Raw genomic sequence first — 12,961 nt, forward strand, 5'->3', positions numbered from 1 at the left:
AGAATTTTCTTGCCTTATTTCTTACCAATCGGTTGTCATGCATTTTTGTTGTATATATATCATAAGAGCTTTTTTACCATCCGGTGTAGTTGGTGGATTTTTAAATTCTTCAGAAATTCTAATTATTTTACTGTTAGGACATTGTGCCCTAGTGCTCAATCCTTTTTTAACTTCAAGCAAATATTTTTTTCCAGAAAATTCAAAATCATATATACCATCTTTTGGTTTTTTATTGTTCATTGATTTTGGTTTTTCCTGATTAGAAAGTGTATTATTATCAACGATAAAATTTTTTAAATCTCCTGCGTTTAACATTGAAGTACATAATACCGAAGTAATACAAATTATACTTTTAAACTTGTTTTTCATTTTGTTTCCTTATTTTTTTAGTTTTTTAGTTTTTTTATTCCTCCTTATTTTGAGTTTTCTTTACCATATATCCAAAGTATATGATCAATTTCTCTATTGCTAAAATTATTTAATTTGTAAAATATTTTAAATTCATTTATTATTTTTATTAAATTTTTATAATTTTTTAAATTATTTTTCGTAAAGTAAAATGATGAAAATTTATATTTTTTATTAAAATAAATTAAACTTTTTGAAATAAATTGATCATAAATAACATATTTTTGTTTGTTATGATGAAAACAGTATTTGCCAGCAAAAGAATATAAAAATATTTTTTTATTTTTAGAATTTGTAAAATTTGCAATTTGCTCAACAACACAAGGATTTCCTGTTTTTAAAGCCTTGTCAATATCTAGTTTTGATATCCAATCAGCCATATCATTTATGCCATATATTTTTAAATTCGTACTATAAAAGTTATCTATATAATACAAGCTTTTAGAAAAATAGAAATTTTATTTTTGTTATCTGGATAGCTGTCAAAAAGATATTCAATTATCTTTTCTTGCTCTCTATAGTGTTTATATTCTTTAGAATGTTTATATTTATTGAGAAAATTTATTAAGACTTTTCTAATTTTTCTTGCATTTTAATCCTTGTTTTAGAAAAAAGTATTCTACCCCCCCCACATTATAAAAAAACACTTAAGTATAATGTAAATTTATTTATATTTTTTTTGGTAAAATTATTTTTAAAATATTAAAAAAAGGCAGGAATATGGGATTTTTTTATATTCTTAAAGAAGATTTTTCTATGCCAAAACAAAAAGATCCTGCATATCGGTCTTCTTTTGAATTAGTTTTTAATTACCCTGGTGTTTGGGCTGTGGTGAATTATCGCTTTGCGCATTTTTTTTATCAAAAAGGTTATAAAAAAATTGCGCGGATTATTAGTGGAATTTCGCATTTTTTTACAGGGGTTGATTTACACCCAGGTGCGAGTTTGGGTAGAAGGATATTTATTGATCATGCAAGTGGGGTTGTGATCGGTGAGACTTCTATCATAGGTGATGATGTTTTGATTTATCAAGGTGTTACTTTAGGTGGAACGAGTTTAGATAAAAATACTAAAAGACACCCTACTATAGAAGATGGCGTAGTAATAGGATCTGGTGCTAAAATTTTAGGTAATATTACCATAAGTAAAAATGCCAAAATAGGCTCTAATGCGGTTGTTTTGAAAGATGTTGGACCTAATTTAACTGCTGTGGGCATACCCGCTTATATCAAAGAACATGGCAAGATTGGTTATGAAGAAAAAATCACTAAATTAGAAGCAAGACTTGCTATTTTAGAAGAAAAACTAAACAAAGAGGTTTATAAATGATAGCAATTACAGGTGGAGGTACAGGAGGACATTTAGCTATAGCAAGATGTCTATTACAAAGTGCAAAAAAACAAGGCTTAGATTGTATTTATATAGGGAGTGAAAATGGACAAGATAGGCTTTGGTTTGAAAATGAAAATGGTTTTTATAAAAAGTATTTTTTAAGTTCTCAAGGCGTGGTAAATAAAAAAGGTTTGGCTAAATTTAAGTCTTTTTTACATATTTTAAAACTTGCTAAAACAACAAAAGAAATTATAAAAGAGCATAAAATCAAGGCAGTTTTTAGCGTAGGAGGATACAGTAGCGCTCCGGGTGCCTTTGGTGCTTTAATGTCAAATACACCTCTTTTGATCCATGAGCAAAATTCTAAAATGGGAAGTTTAAATTCACTCTTAAAACCGCTTTCTAAAGCTTTTTTTACTGCTTTTGAAGATCAAATTAACAAGGCAAATACTTTCTTTTGTTCTTACCCTATTAATGAGGTTTTTTCGCAAAAAGCAAGAGTGAGAAAGGAATTAAAAAATATTATTTTTCTTGGTGGTTCACAAGGGGCTAAATTTATTAACGATCTTGCTTTAGAAAATGCTTGGTATTTTAAAGAAAAAGGTATTAATATTATTCACCAGTGTGGTAAAAATGATTATGAAAGATGTAAAAAGGCTTATGAGGATTTAAGTATCAACGTGGAGCTTTTTGATTTTGATAAAAACATTATAGATAAAATTTCTAAAGCAGATTTAGCTATATCAAGATCAGGTGCAAGTAGTCTTTTTGAACTTAGCGCAAATTGGCTCCCTTGTATTTTTATACCTTATCCCTATGCAGCTAAAAATCATCAGTATTTTAATGCTTTGTATTTAAAAGAGCGTAATTTGTGTGAGATTTTAACTCAAGATGAAAAAAGTGATTTTTTAACTTTGGTGGAAAATTTTTCACTAGAAACAAAATCCTTAGCATTGCAAAATTTAAAAAGTGAAAATGGTGCTGATTTTATGATAGAAAAAGCAAAACAAATGGGGTTTATTTAAATAAAATACTCCCCAAACGCACCATGTTGGATCCGCATTTTATAGCAAGCTCAAAATCCCCACTCATACCCATGGAGCAAATTTTCGCCCCGTATTTTTGTAGTTTTTCATAGATTTTAAAAGTTTGCTCAAAACTTTCTTGAACTTTTGCTTCATTCATAGATCCTATGCACATAACCCCTACTAGATTTAAATTTGTACATTCTTCTTTTATTTGCAAAAACTCTTCTACGGCTTTATTTTGTTCTATACCGCTTTTGGAACTTTCATTAGCAGTATTAATTTCCAATAAAGTATCTAATTTATAATCAAGTCTTTTATCTACTGCTTTGGCTATTTTTAAACCATTGCATGATTGCCAAAGTATAGGGTTTTGTTTGATCAAAAGATTGATTTTATTGCTTTGAAGATTACCTATAAAATGCCATTTGATTTCTTGCAAATCTTGCAGTTTTTCTTTTTTTAAAGCTAAAGCTTGGACTTGATTTTCTCCAAACTCTACAACACCTTGCTTAAAAAGCTCCCGAATTTGTCCATCTTGAACATACTTGCTAGCCGCTATTAAACGTACATTTTGTTTGATAGTTTTTTCAAAAATACTTTCTAAATTCATTTTTTTCCTACATTAATTCATATAATTTTTTACGCTCACTTGAGCTTCCTATACCAAGTTGCATACGGTATTTTGTGATGGTTCTACGCCCTAGCTGTACGCTTGGAAATTCTTTTTGAGTAAGTTCAAGAATTTTCAAATCACTTAAAGGTTTTTTAGGATTTTCTTTTTTTATTAGATTGCTAAGAAAATCTTTAATGGTCGCATTGGAGGTTTCTCCATCATCGACAGCGGTAGTAAAGAAAGACTTTAAAGGTATTAAGCCTCTATCGCAACTTAGGTATTTATTTGCAATGGCTCTTGAGATAGTAGAAGCATTTCTTTCAAGGTCTTGCGCTAAGTCTTTAAGTTGCATAGGCTTGATATCCCCGCCCATGAAAAAATCATATTGATATTCTATGATCATAAGTCCTAATTTATAAAGAGTGGCTTTGCGCATAGCTAATGCATCAATTAAATTTTTAGCATCTTTTAAATAAGCACTTAAAAACTCATGATCTAAGCCATCTGCTTCAAAAGCAATTTCTGGGTAATAATCATCGTTGATTTTGATTTTAATTTCGCCATTTTCTTGATAGATAAATATATCAGGAATGATTTCCATACTTTCTTCAAAGTACTCTAAAAAAGGCGGAAAAGAAATTTTTTTAATTACAGCTATGGCTTGTTTATATAAAGGATCTTTGATAAAATCTTTTACATTTTCTAAATTTAAAATTAGCATTTTGCAAAACTCATAAAGTTCATCATCTAAGTCAAAGTGCTCCAACGCAAAAATAAGGGCTTCTTGCTGGTCCTTTGCCCCTACTCCAATAGGATCAAGATATTTAAATCTTTGTCTGATTTTTTCTACTTCCGTAGGATCAAATTCGCCTAAAATTTCCTCATCATACTCAAAATAACCTTCATGATTTAAACACTCTATGATTTTTTCTGCAATGGTTTGGGATTTTTGTGTAGGAAAAAATGGAGGTATGATTTGCTCGTTTAAAAGTTCATATACATTTTTTACTTCTAAACTTTTTGCATCAATCATTTGAGTGGTTGTATTTTTACTGAAGTATTCTTGAAAGTATTTGTTTTGGTTATTTGTAATGCTTGAGTTTTCTTTTACTTCTATAAAGGGATTTTCTTTTGCAAATTCATCTAGGCTTTCTTTTAAATCTTCAATATTAGCTTGTAGTATAGGAAGCCAAGATCTTAAAGTTTGCGATAGTTTTGCTTTTTGCGTTATAGAGGTTTTTTGTTTAAGCATTATTCAAGTCTAAACTCACTTCCAAGATAATATTTTTTAACATCTTCATTATGTGCGATTTCATTTGCATTGCCATTAGCAAGTAATTTTCCGCTTTTGATTACATAAGCTCTATCGCAAATTGCTAATGTTTCTCTTACGTTATGATCAGTGATTAAAACACCTATATTCATAGCTTTTAAGTCATTAATCAAGCTTTGAATTTCACTCACTGCGATAGGATCAACTCCTGCAAAAGGCTCATCTAAAAGTAAAAACTTAGGGTCACACATCAGTGATCTTGCTATCTCACAACGCCTTCTTTCACCCCCACTTAAACTCATGCCTTTTCTATGTCTAATTGGCTCTATGCTAAGCAATTCTAACATTTGCTCCACTTTTTGTTCTAATAAATTTTTATCTTTATAGATAATTTGTGCAGCTAAGAGTAAATTTTCTTCAACGCTTAAATCTTTAAATACGCTACTTTCTTGAGGCAAATACCCAATGCCAAGTTTTGCTCTTTTATTAAGCGGTTCTTTTGTGATATCTTGAGAGTCTAAAAACACTTGTCCGCTAGTTGGCAAAATAAGTCCGCATATCATATAAAAACTAGTAGTTTTTCCTGCTCCATTAGGCCCTAAAAGCCCTACGACTTCTCCGCTTTGTACTTCTAGTGAGACATCGTGAATGATTTTCGTTTTTTTAATGATTTTTTCTAAATTTCTAGCTTCTAGCTTACTCATGTATTACGTACTTTCTTTTATTTTCATAAGGAATGATTTGTAAAATTATATTAAAAATTTGGTATTTATCTAAATATTTTTTTAATTTTTCATCGCCCCACTCCACCAAATGCAAACCTTCTTCAAAAAAATTTTCAATTAAACCATTTTTTAAAAGTCCATCAAAACCTTCTTGATAGATATCATAGTGGTACATTTTACCTTGATGAAAATCATACTCTTGCATAATAGAAAATGTAGGAGAATGAAGCTTTTTTTCCACTCCAAGTAACTTTGCATAAGCTTGTACTAGAGTAGTTTTACCACTTGCTAAGTCTCCTTGAAGTAAAACAACCCCGTTTTTAGGTAAAACCATACATAATTGATCTAGTTCATTTTGACTTAAAATCATTTCTTTCATTGAATTTTCACCACATATTTTTCTTGCATAGCCTTTGGTATGCTTTTGGTTGTTGGTATATCTAAGACTTTATAGATATTGGTGTATTCTATAAATTTAATACTGATTTCATCGCCGACTTTTACTGTTTTACTTGCTTTTGCAACTTGATTATTAATGCTTACTACACCGCTTTTGCACATATCTTCTGAAATAGCACGACGTTTGGTGATATTGACTACATTTAAAAACTTATCTATTCTCATAAAAATATTTTATCAAAAAATACAAGAAAATGTTGCAAAATGTTTTAATATTTTACATTATATTAAGCTAAATTCGTTAAATTTTACAATCATTTTTTTACAAAGAGGAAAGATAATGAAAAAAGATATCAAAAAAGTGGTTTTAGCGTATTCTGGTGGACTAGATACAAGTATAATTTTAAAATGGCTACAAGATGAATATAACTGTGAAGTTGTCACTTTTACAGCAGATGTAGGACAAGGTGAAGAGCTAGAACCTGCTAGAAAAAAAGCCCTTTCTTTAGGTGTGAAAGAAGAAAATATTTTTATTCAGGATCTAAAAGATGAATTTGTAAAAGACTATGTATTTCCTATGTTTAGAGCAAATGCTATTTATGAGGGAGAGTATTTACTAGGTACAAGTATAGCAAGACCTTTGATAGCAAAAGCTTTAGTAGAAATTGCAAATAAAACCAACGCAGATGCGATCAGCCACGGGGCAACTGGTAAGGGTAATGATCAGGTGCGTTTTGAGCTAGGTACATTAGCGTTAAATCCTAACTTGGCTATTATTGCTCCATGGAGAGAATGGGATTTAAATAGCCGTGAAAAACTCTTAGCTTATGCGCAAAAGCATGGAATTGATATCGTTAAAAAACCGGGCAAGTCGCCTTATTCTATGGATGCGAATTTACTGCATATTTCTTATGAGGGTTTGGTGCTTGAAGATCCTGCGGTTAAACCTGAAGTAGATATGTGGCGTTGGGTGAAAGACTTAAAAGACACCCCAAATGAAAGCGAGATGGTGGAACTAGAGTTTAACAAAGGTGATTTGTGCGCTATAAATGGAGAAAAAATGTCTCCTGCGCAACTTTTAGCTAAATTAAATGAACTTGGTGTAAAACACGGCATAGGTCGTCTTGATATTGTTGAAAATCGCTATGTGGGAATGAAAAGTAGAGGCTGCTATGAAACCCCAGGGGGGACTATATTATTAAAAGCACACCGTACTATAGAAAGCATCACTTTAGATAGAGAAGCAGCACATTTAAAAGATGAGTTAATGCCAAAGTATGCAAGTTTAATTTATAATGGCTATTGGTTTTCACCTGAAAGATTAATGCTGCAAGCATTGATCGATGAATCACAAAAGTATGTAAATGGTAAAGTTAAGCTTGAATTATATAAAGGCAATGTAATAGTAATAGGTAGAGAAAGTGCAAATGATAGCTTGTTTAATGAAGCTTATTGTACTTTTGAAGAAGATGTAGTGTATGATCAAAAAGATGCACAAGGTTTCATACGATTGAATGCGTTGAGATTTATCATCGCAGGTAAAAATGGAAGAAAATTCTAATAAAGGACAAAAATGAAAGTATTGTTAATCAAAGATGTAAAAAGCTTAGGAAAAGCAGGAGAAGTTAAAGAAGTTAAAGACGGTTATGGACAAAATTTTTTAATTGCGAAAGGTTTTGCTAAAGCTGCTACACATGAGGTTTTAAAGCAATATGAGGCCGAGCAAAAGAAAAAGGCTGAAAATTTAAGATTTGAGCTTGCAAATTTGGAAAAACTAAAAGAAGAGTTATCTAAAATCACGATTTGTATAGCTAAACCTGTGGGAGCTAATGGAAGTTTATTTGGTGGGGTTACCAAAGATGAAATTGCTCATGCATTAAAAGATCAAAAAGGCATAGAGCTTGATAAAAAAAGCTTAGAATGTGACACGATAAAAGAGCTTGGCTTGCATACAATTTCAGTAAAGTTAGGACATGCGATCCATGCTTTATTTAAGCTAGAGGTTAAAGGAGAGTAATGTTTCACGCGACTACAATTTTAGCTTATAAAGGCAAAAATAAGTCTGTTATAGGTGGAGATGGACAAGTAAGTTTTGGAAATACTGTTTTAAAAAACAATGCGGTGAAAATTAGAAAATTAAATAATGGTAAAGTATTGGCAGGCTTTGCAGGAAGTACTGCCGATGCTTTTAATCTTTTTGATATGTTTGAAAAATTACTTTCTAGTTCTAAGGGTGACTTGCTAAAAGCTGCCATAGACTTTTCTAAAGAATGGCGCAAAGATAAATACTTAAGAAAGCTTGAAGCTATGATGCTTGTGCTTGATAGAGATCATATATTTTTACTTTCAGGAACTGGAGATGTAGTAGAACCTGAAGATGGTGCTATAGCTTCCATTGGTAGCGGGGGTAATTATGCACTTTCTGCAGCAAGAGCTTTAGCTAAGCATTCTAGCTTAGATGAAGAAGAATTAGTTAAAGAAAGTTTACAAATAGCTGGTGAAATTTGCATTTATACAAATACAAATATTAAAACTTATGTGATTGAGGATGATAAATGAATTTAACTCCAAAAGAGATTGTAAAATTTTTAGATGATTATGTAATTGGACAAAAAAATGCCAAAAAAATCATAGCAATTGCTTTAAGAAATCGTTATAGGAGAATGCAGCTTAGCCCTGAACTTCAAGATGATATCATGCCAAAAAATATTTTAATGATAGGATCAACCGGGGTTGGTAAAACAGAGATTGCAAGACGTCTTGCTAAGATGATGGGACTTCCTTTTGTAAAAGTTGAAGCAAGTAAATATACTGAAGTTGGTTTTGTTGGGCGTGATGTAGAAAGTATGGTTAGAGATTTAGCAAATGCTGCTTTAAATTTGGTAAAAAATGAAGAAAAAGAAAAAAATAAAGACAAGATTAATGAATTTATAGAAAATAAAATTTTAGAAAAACTTTTACCGCCTTTACCAAAGGGTGTTAGTGAAGAAAAACAAGAGGAATATCAAAATTCTTTAGAAAAAATGCGTGTGAAATTAAAAGCTGGTGATTTAGATGATAGCGTGATAGAAGTTGAAATTTCACAAAGTGTGTTTGATGCTAATCCAAACTTACCACCTGAAATGGGTGCTATGCAAGATATAGTAAAAGTTATTGGCGTGGGTAATAAAAAAGTTAAAAAAGAAATGAAAGTAAAAGATGCAAGAATAGCCCTAGCTCAAGAAGCAAGTGAGAAAATTCTTGATATGGAAAGCATTAAAGGCGAGGCTTTAAGAAGAGCTGAAAATGAAGGGATTATTTTTATCGATGAAATAGATAAAGTAGCGGTTTCAAGCTCTAATTCTAATCGCCAAGACCCAAGTAAAGAAGGTGTACAAAGAGATTTGCTTCCTATAGTTGAAGGTAGCACTATACAAACTAAATTTGGGCCTTTAAAAACTGATCATATTTTATTTATTGCAGCAGGTGCGTTTCATTTAAGCAAGCCAAGTGATTTGATTCCTGAACTTCAAGGGCGTTTTCCTTTGAGAGTGGAGCTTGATTCGTTAGATGAGGAAGCATTGTATGCGATTTTAACAAGACCTAAAAACTCATTGCTAACACAATATATTGAGCTTTTAAAAACTGAAAAAGTGGAATTAGTTTTTGAAGATGATGCTATTAGAGAAATAGCAAAAATAGCAAGCAAAGCAAATGAAGAAATGCAAGATATCGGCGCAAGACGCTTACATACAGTAGTAGAAAAACTTTTGGAAGATATAAGCTTTGAAGCAGATGAATATGCTGGTAAAGTTTATAAAATAGATGATTTTAAAGTGCAAGTTAAGCTTGGAGATATCATAGAAAACAAAGATCTAGCTAGGTATATCTTGTGAGAAGTGGCTTTGTTAGTATAGTGGGTAGAACTAATGCAGGAAAAAGTTCTATCCTTAATTCTTTATTAGAAGAAAAAGTGGCGATGGTTTCTCATAAACAAAACGCCACAAGAAGAAAAATCAACGCCATTGTCATGCATGAAGATCACCAACTTATCTTTATAGATACACCTGGTTTGCATGCAAGTTCTAAGGCTATGAATCAACTTATGATAGATTTGGCGATTAAAAGCATTGCTGATTGTGATGTGATTTTATTTGTAGCCAGTATTTATGATGATATTAAAGATTATGAAAATTTTTTAAGTTTAAATCCCAAAGTACCACATATTATATTAATTAATAAAGTTGATTTGGTAAAAAAGGAAATTTTACTGAAAAAACTAAGCGAATACGCTCGATTTAGTTCCCATTTTAGTGCTATTATCCCCTATTCTGCAAAGCAAAAATTTTATAAAAAAATTCTTCTAGATGAGATGGTTAAGTATTTGCCTGAACATCCGTATTATTTTGATCCTGAATTTATCACTACAACAAATGAAAAAGATATCTACAGAGATTTTATTTTAGAAGCAATATATGAGAATTTAAGTGATGAAATTCCATACACTACTGAAGTCAAAATAGAAAAAATCAAAGAAATAGATCAAATCTATCACATCAATGCCACAATCATCACAGATGGTAATTCGCATAAAGGAATGATACTAGGCAAAGATGGTGCAACGATTAAACGCATAGGAAAAGAAGCTAGGATAAAGATAGAAAAATTAGCACAAAAAAAGGTAATGCTAAAATTGTTCGTTCAACTTGAAAAAAATTGGCATAAAAACGAGCAAAATCTTAAAAAAATCCTTTATGATGAGTAAGAAAACCATTTCAAAAGATTTTCTTGCTTATGAAAAGCTTTTATATATTAAATTTGCAAATCCTATTAGTGAAGATGAAATTTTAAAAAAGAGCTTTGAAGAACTTGGCCTTAAAGATGATTTTTCTTATAAGCTAAAATATTTTAAAGATAATTTTTTTGTATATGTATTTTTGTGCAAATATGAAGATATTTTAGATATTGATTATATAATCCCTGAACCTTTACTTTTTGAAGTGTATTTTAAGAATGATACAAATGGTGAAAATCTTGCATTATTGTTTAAAGAAAAATATATAGTTTTAGTGGAGTATTTAGGATGTAACTTTCAAAACAGTAAAGTTATACCATTAAATGTCTATGATAAAATATATGAAGAAAAATTAAAAAATACTTATAAAAACATTATAAGTATAGATGATATTCAAAATTTTAGCAGTTTTGATAAATTTAATAGTAATAATTTTTATCAAAAATTGTTAAAAAATTGCGAACAAGTTAAGATTAACTTTACTAATAAAGAAAATATAAATCATTTAAAATCTTTCAGCTTTAAGATTTTATCAGTTTTTGCTTGTGGGATTTTACTAGCTTTAGCTTATCCTTTGTATTTATATACACAAAAATCATTTTATGAAAAAGAAAAAATAAAATATGAAAATTTAATAAAAAAGCAAGATGATATTTTAGAGCAAGCAAAAATAAATCAAAAACAAAATCAAGAACTTAAAAAACTACAAGAAGAAAATAAGCAAAAGATTGATTTATTACAAAAATTTTATATAAACACACTTTGTTATAAGGAATTTTATGATTTTTTAAAAGTCTTAAATTTTCACCAAGCTTATATAGAGGCTTTGTATGTGAAAAATAATGATTTTATTATAGAGCTTAAAAATGACTATGAATTTTATGAAGATTTTAAAAAATATCATTTTGTATTAAAAAATAAAGAAATTAATAATGGAAAAATTACTCTTGTTTTTGAAAAATCTTTATAAAAATTTAGAAAATATCTTTACTAAATTATCTGAGCGTGAATTTGCATTAGCTTTGATGGTTGCCTTTGTTTTTGGTTTTTTCATGATTTATGTGATTGTTTTTGACTATTTTGAAAAACAAGTAAAGTTATCAAAAGATGAGTTACATGTTTTACAAACAAAATACGAGCAAAAACAAGAGGTGGTTTCTGATTTGGAAAAAGATGGAAATATATCTTATAATGAGCAGTTATTCTTGGGTGTAGATAAAGATTATCAAAGCATTTTAAAAGATATTGAAAAAAATCTTACTAAAGCAAGGTCTTTACAAATTCAAAGTTATAAAAGCCAAGATAGATCTTTTACTTATTATGAATTAAGATTAAGTTTTGTTGGTGATTTTCTTTTTTTAATGCAATTTTTGCAAAAATTAGATCCTTATATAAAGGTTAAAAATTTAGAACTTGTAAAATATGAAAATAAATTAAAAATTACATTAAATCTTATCTTTGCTCTAGTATAAAAATGATTTTTTTGATAAAATTCATCCAAACATGGTAAGCGATCGCTTCTTTGGAAGAGGAAAGTCCGAGCTGCAATAAGACAAAGATTCCATCTAATGGATGGCTAGGGCAACCTAAGGGAAAGTGCAACAGAAAGAAAACTACCATATTTATATGGAAAAGGTGAAACGGTGGGGTAAGAGCCTACCAGTAACTTTGGCAACAAAGTTAGCTATGTAAACCCAATCTGCAGCAAGAAGGGGTGGTTTTAGTCTTATGATTTAACCCTTCGCTTGAACTTGTTTGCAAAAATAAGTCTAGATAAATGATCGCTCTTGACAGAACTCGGCTTATCGCCATGTTTTTTATTTCATATAAGCAGAAGCTTTTTTGAGTTTTTGCAAATTTAAAGCAACTTTATCTTGCTTTTTTTTCATAAAAGCTATGGCTTCACTAGTTAATGCCAAAGCTTCATTAGGACAATCATTAAAATCGGGTTTTTCTATGAGTTTAACTATTTTTTCTACATCTTCAGTATAGACGGCTAGCTTAAATTCTTCAATCCATTTTTTTTCACTCATTTTCGATGTACTTCCCTCCAAGCTTCTAACAGACCTTTAACTACATTAATCACTTCATCTATTCTAGCTTCATTGTTTTCTATATTTGCTAAAGAAAGAAGTTGTAACTCTCTAGTGTATAAACCACTAAGATAATGTGCTACTTCCCCGCCTTTTTCGTAGTCAAGACAGTTAAGTAGCTCGATAAAAATAGCGCTAGCTCTTTTTACATAATACACTCTTTCTTCTATATTTTCATTTTGTATAGCTAGTTTAATTCTACTTGAAAAGCGTAAAATTCCACCATATAGCATTTCAATAAGTTTTTCTTGAGATTCTACGCCAATTTGATTTTGCGAATATGCATTATAAACTGCATTATTTAGCATTTAAAGAT

General features: G+C 30.0%; 18 protein-coding genes and 1 other RNA gene. 10 read left to right on the forward strand and 9 right to left on the reverse strand.

The annotated features are described in order from the left end of the window. Nucleotides 1–21: 21 nt before the first annotated feature. On the reverse strand, nt 22–369 hold the full coding sequence (locus tag CSUB8523_RS04420) for a hypothetical protein (RefSeq protein ID WP_043019747.1): 348 nt from the start codon (nt 367–369) through the stop codon (nt 22–24). Nucleotides 370–413: 44 nt separating this feature from the next. Continuing rightward, nucleotides 414–788, reverse strand: a complete 375-nt coding sequence (locus tag CSUB8523_RS04425; protein ID WP_223065091.1) for a hypothetical protein — start codon at nt 786–788, stop codon at nt 414–416. Nucleotides 789–1,128: 340 nt separating this feature from the next. Here CSUB8523_RS04425 and cysE point away from each other — a divergent pair, with 340 nt between their 5' ends. Both cysE and CSUB8523_RS04435 read left to right on the forward strand, forming a co-directional pair. Beyond that, the gene (cysE, locus tag CSUB8523_RS04430; protein ID WP_043019748.1) at nt 1,129–1,737 is read left to right on the forward strand and encodes a serine O-acetyltransferase; all 609 of its coding nucleotides are present in this window, start codon (nt 1,129–1,131) and stop codon (nt 1,735–1,737) included. Beyond that, on the forward strand, nt 1,734–2,765 hold the full coding sequence (locus CSUB8523_RS04435) for a UDP-N-acetylglucosamine--N-acetylmuramyl-(pentapeptide) pyrophosphoryl-undecaprenol N-acetylglucosamine transferase (protein ID WP_043019749.1): 1,032 nt from the start codon (nt 1,734–1,736) through the stop codon (nt 2,763–2,765). The genes cysE and CSUB8523_RS04435 overlap by 4 nt, the downstream gene beginning before the upstream one ends. Here the strand turns inward: CSUB8523_RS04435 and CSUB8523_RS04440 are convergent. Genes CSUB8523_RS04440 through CSUB8523_RS04460 form a run of 5 tightly spaced genes read right to left on the reverse strand, consistent with a single transcriptional unit; the run spans nt 2,758 to nt 6,003 of the window. Next, nucleotides 2,758–3,378, reverse strand: a complete 621-nt coding sequence (locus tag CSUB8523_RS04440; protein WP_043019750.1) for a YggS family pyridoxal phosphate-dependent enzyme — start codon at nt 3,376–3,378, stop codon at nt 2,758–2,760. The two genes, CSUB8523_RS04435 and CSUB8523_RS04440, sit on opposite strands and share 8 nt — an antisense overlap. Nucleotides 3,379–3,385: 7 nt before the next feature. Then, entirely contained in the window at nt 3,386–4,633 is a 1,248-nt protein-coding gene (locus tag CSUB8523_RS04445; RefSeq protein ID WP_043019751.1) for an RNA polymerase factor sigma-54, read from the reverse strand. Continuing rightward, the gene (gene lptB, locus CSUB8523_RS04450; protein WP_043019752.1) at nt 4,633–5,358 is read right to left on the reverse strand and encodes an LPS export ABC transporter ATP-binding protein; all 726 of its coding nucleotides are present in this window, start codon (nt 5,356–5,358) and stop codon (nt 4,633–4,635) included. The genes CSUB8523_RS04445 and lptB overlap by 1 nt, the downstream gene beginning before the upstream one ends. Then, entirely contained in the window at nt 5,351–5,758 is a 408-nt protein-coding gene (gene tsaE / locus CSUB8523_RS04455; protein WP_043019753.1) for a tRNA (adenosine(37)-N6)-threonylcarbamoyltransferase complex ATPase subunit type 1 TsaE, read from the reverse strand. Before tsaE ends, lptB begins: the two co-directional genes overlap by 8 nt. After that, complete coding sequence (locus CSUB8523_RS04460) at nt 5,755–6,003, reverse strand: RNA-binding S4 domain-containing protein (RefSeq protein ID WP_039663642.1); 249 nt, start codon at nt 6,001–6,003, stop codon at nt 5,755–5,757. Before CSUB8523_RS04460 ends, tsaE begins: the two co-directional genes overlap by 4 nt. 115 nt (nt 6,004–6,118) lie before the next feature. Here CSUB8523_RS04460 and CSUB8523_RS04465 point away from each other — a divergent pair, with 115 nt between their 5' ends. The 8 genes from CSUB8523_RS04465 (at nt 6,119) to rnpB (ending at nt 12,373) form a co-directional block, all read left to right on the forward strand. Further along, complete coding sequence (locus CSUB8523_RS04465; protein WP_043019754.1) at nt 6,119–7,339, forward strand: argininosuccinate synthase; 1,221 nt, start codon at nt 6,119–6,121, stop codon at nt 7,337–7,339. 12 nt (nt 7,340–7,351) lie between these two features. Then, on the forward strand, nt 7,352–7,795 hold the full coding sequence (gene rplI, locus CSUB8523_RS04470; protein WP_043019755.1) for a 50S ribosomal protein L9: 444 nt from the start codon (nt 7,352–7,354) through the stop codon (nt 7,793–7,795). Beyond that, a complete protein-coding gene (hslV, locus tag CSUB8523_RS04475) occupies nt 7,795–8,337 on the forward strand; it encodes an ATP-dependent protease subunit HslV (RefSeq protein ID WP_039663649.1) in 543 nt (180 codons plus the stop codon). Before rplI ends, hslV begins: the two co-directional genes overlap by 1 nt. Then, nucleotides 8,334–9,653, forward strand: coding sequence for an ATP-dependent protease ATPase subunit HslU (gene hslU / locus CSUB8523_RS04480; protein WP_039663651.1), 1,320 nt, complete (start codon nt 8,334–8,336; stop codon nt 9,651–9,653). Before hslV ends, hslU begins: the two co-directional genes overlap by 4 nt. After that, nucleotides 9,650–10,522, forward strand: a complete 873-nt coding sequence (gene era / locus CSUB8523_RS04485) for a GTPase Era (RefSeq protein WP_043019756.1) — start codon at nt 9,650–9,652, stop codon at nt 10,520–10,522. The genes hslU and era overlap by 4 nt, the downstream gene beginning before the upstream one ends. Continuing rightward, entirely contained in the window at nt 10,512–11,522 is a 1,011-nt protein-coding gene (locus CSUB8523_RS04490; protein WP_148308419.1) for a hypothetical protein, read from the forward strand. The genes era and CSUB8523_RS04490 overlap by 11 nt, the downstream gene beginning before the upstream one ends. Continuing rightward, nucleotides 11,485–12,024, forward strand: a complete 540-nt coding sequence (locus CSUB8523_RS04495; protein ID WP_039663657.1) for a hypothetical protein — start codon at nt 11,485–11,487, stop codon at nt 12,022–12,024. The genes CSUB8523_RS04490 and CSUB8523_RS04495 overlap by 38 nt, the downstream gene beginning before the upstream one ends. A 26-nt stretch (nt 12,025–12,050) precedes the next feature. Beyond that, nucleotides 12,051–12,373, forward strand: an RNA gene (gene rnpB / locus CSUB8523_RS09630) — RNase P RNA component class A. On the opposite strand, the gene CSUB8523_RS04500 is transcribed toward rnpB, so the two are convergent. Together CSUB8523_RS04500 and fliS are read right to left on the reverse strand one after the other, a co-directional pair. Then, a complete protein-coding gene (locus CSUB8523_RS04500; protein ID WP_039663659.1) occupies nt 12,370–12,585 on the reverse strand; it encodes a hypothetical protein in 216 nt (71 codons plus the stop codon). The genes rnpB and CSUB8523_RS04500 overlap by 4 nt on opposite strands. Beyond that, a complete protein-coding gene (gene fliS / locus CSUB8523_RS04505) occupies nt 12,582–12,953 on the reverse strand; it encodes a flagellar export chaperone FliS (RefSeq protein WP_043019758.1) in 372 nt (123 codons plus the stop codon). Before fliS ends, CSUB8523_RS04500 begins: the two co-directional genes overlap by 4 nt. Nucleotides 12,954–12,961 lie beyond the last annotated feature (8 nt).

The sequence above is a fragment of the Campylobacter subantarcticus LMG 24377 genome, from assembly GCF_000816305.1.
GTDB classification, from domain to species: Bacteria; Campylobacterota; Campylobacteria; order Campylobacterales; family Campylobacteraceae; genus Campylobacter_D; species Campylobacter_D subantarcticus.

Bases quoted from the DNA above. Each gene is read 5' to 3' on its own strand.
- CSUB8523_RS04420 (WP_043019747.1), bottom strand. From the start codon at position 369: ATGAAAAACAAGTTTAAAAGTATAATTTGTATTACTTCGGTATTATGT.
- CSUB8523_RS04425 (WP_223065091.1), bottom strand. From the start codon at position 788: ATGGCTGATTGGATATCAAAACTAGATATTGACAAGGCTTTAAAAACA.
- cysE (WP_043019748.1), top strand. From the start codon at position 1,129: ATGGGATTTTTTTATATTCTTAAAGAAGATTTTTCTATGCCAAAACAA.
- CSUB8523_RS04435 (WP_043019749.1), top strand. From the start codon at position 1,734: ATGATAGCAATTACAGGTGGAGGTACAGGAGGACATTTAGCTATAGCA.
- CSUB8523_RS04440 (WP_043019750.1), bottom strand. From the start codon at position 3,378: ATGAATTTAGAAAGTATTTTTGAAAAAACTATCAAACAAAATGTACGT.
- CSUB8523_RS04445 (WP_043019751.1), bottom strand. From the start codon at position 4,633: ATGCTTAAACAAAAAACCTCTATAACGCAAAAAGCAAAACTATCGCAA.
- lptB (WP_043019752.1), bottom strand. From the start codon at position 5,358: ATGAGTAAGCTAGAAGCTAGAAATTTAGAAAAAATCATTAAAAAAACG.
- tsaE (WP_043019753.1), bottom strand. From the start codon at position 5,758: ATGAAAGAAATGATTTTAAGTCAAAATGAACTAGATCAATTATGTATG.
- CSUB8523_RS04460 (WP_039663642.1), bottom strand. From the start codon at position 6,003: ATGAGAATAGATAAGTTTTTAAATGTAGTCAATATCACCAAACGTCGT.
- CSUB8523_RS04465 (WP_043019754.1), top strand. From the start codon at position 6,119: ATGAAAAAAGATATCAAAAAAGTGGTTTTAGCGTATTCTGGTGGACTA.
- rplI (WP_043019755.1), top strand. From the start codon at position 7,352: ATGAAAGTATTGTTAATCAAAGATGTAAAAAGCTTAGGAAAAGCAGGA.
- hslV (WP_039663649.1), top strand. From the start codon at position 7,795: ATGTTTCACGCGACTACAATTTTAGCTTATAAAGGCAAAAATAAGTCT.
- hslU (WP_039663651.1), top strand. From the start codon at position 8,334: ATGAATTTAACTCCAAAAGAGATTGTAAAATTTTTAGATGATTATGTA.
- CSUB8523_RS04490 (WP_148308419.1), top strand. From the start codon at position 10,512: ATGATGAGTAAGAAAACCATTTCAAAAGATTTTCTTGCTTATGAAAAG.
- CSUB8523_RS04495 (WP_039663657.1), top strand. From the start codon at position 11,485: ATGGAAAAATTACTCTTGTTTTTGAAAAATCTTTATAAAAATTTAGAA.
- CSUB8523_RS04500 (WP_039663659.1), bottom strand. From the start codon at position 12,585: ATGAGTGAAAAAAAATGGATTGAAGAATTTAAGCTAGCCGTCTATACT.
- fliS (WP_043019758.1), bottom strand. From the start codon at position 12,953: ATGCTAAATAATGCAGTTTATAATGCATATTCGCAAAATCAAATTGGC.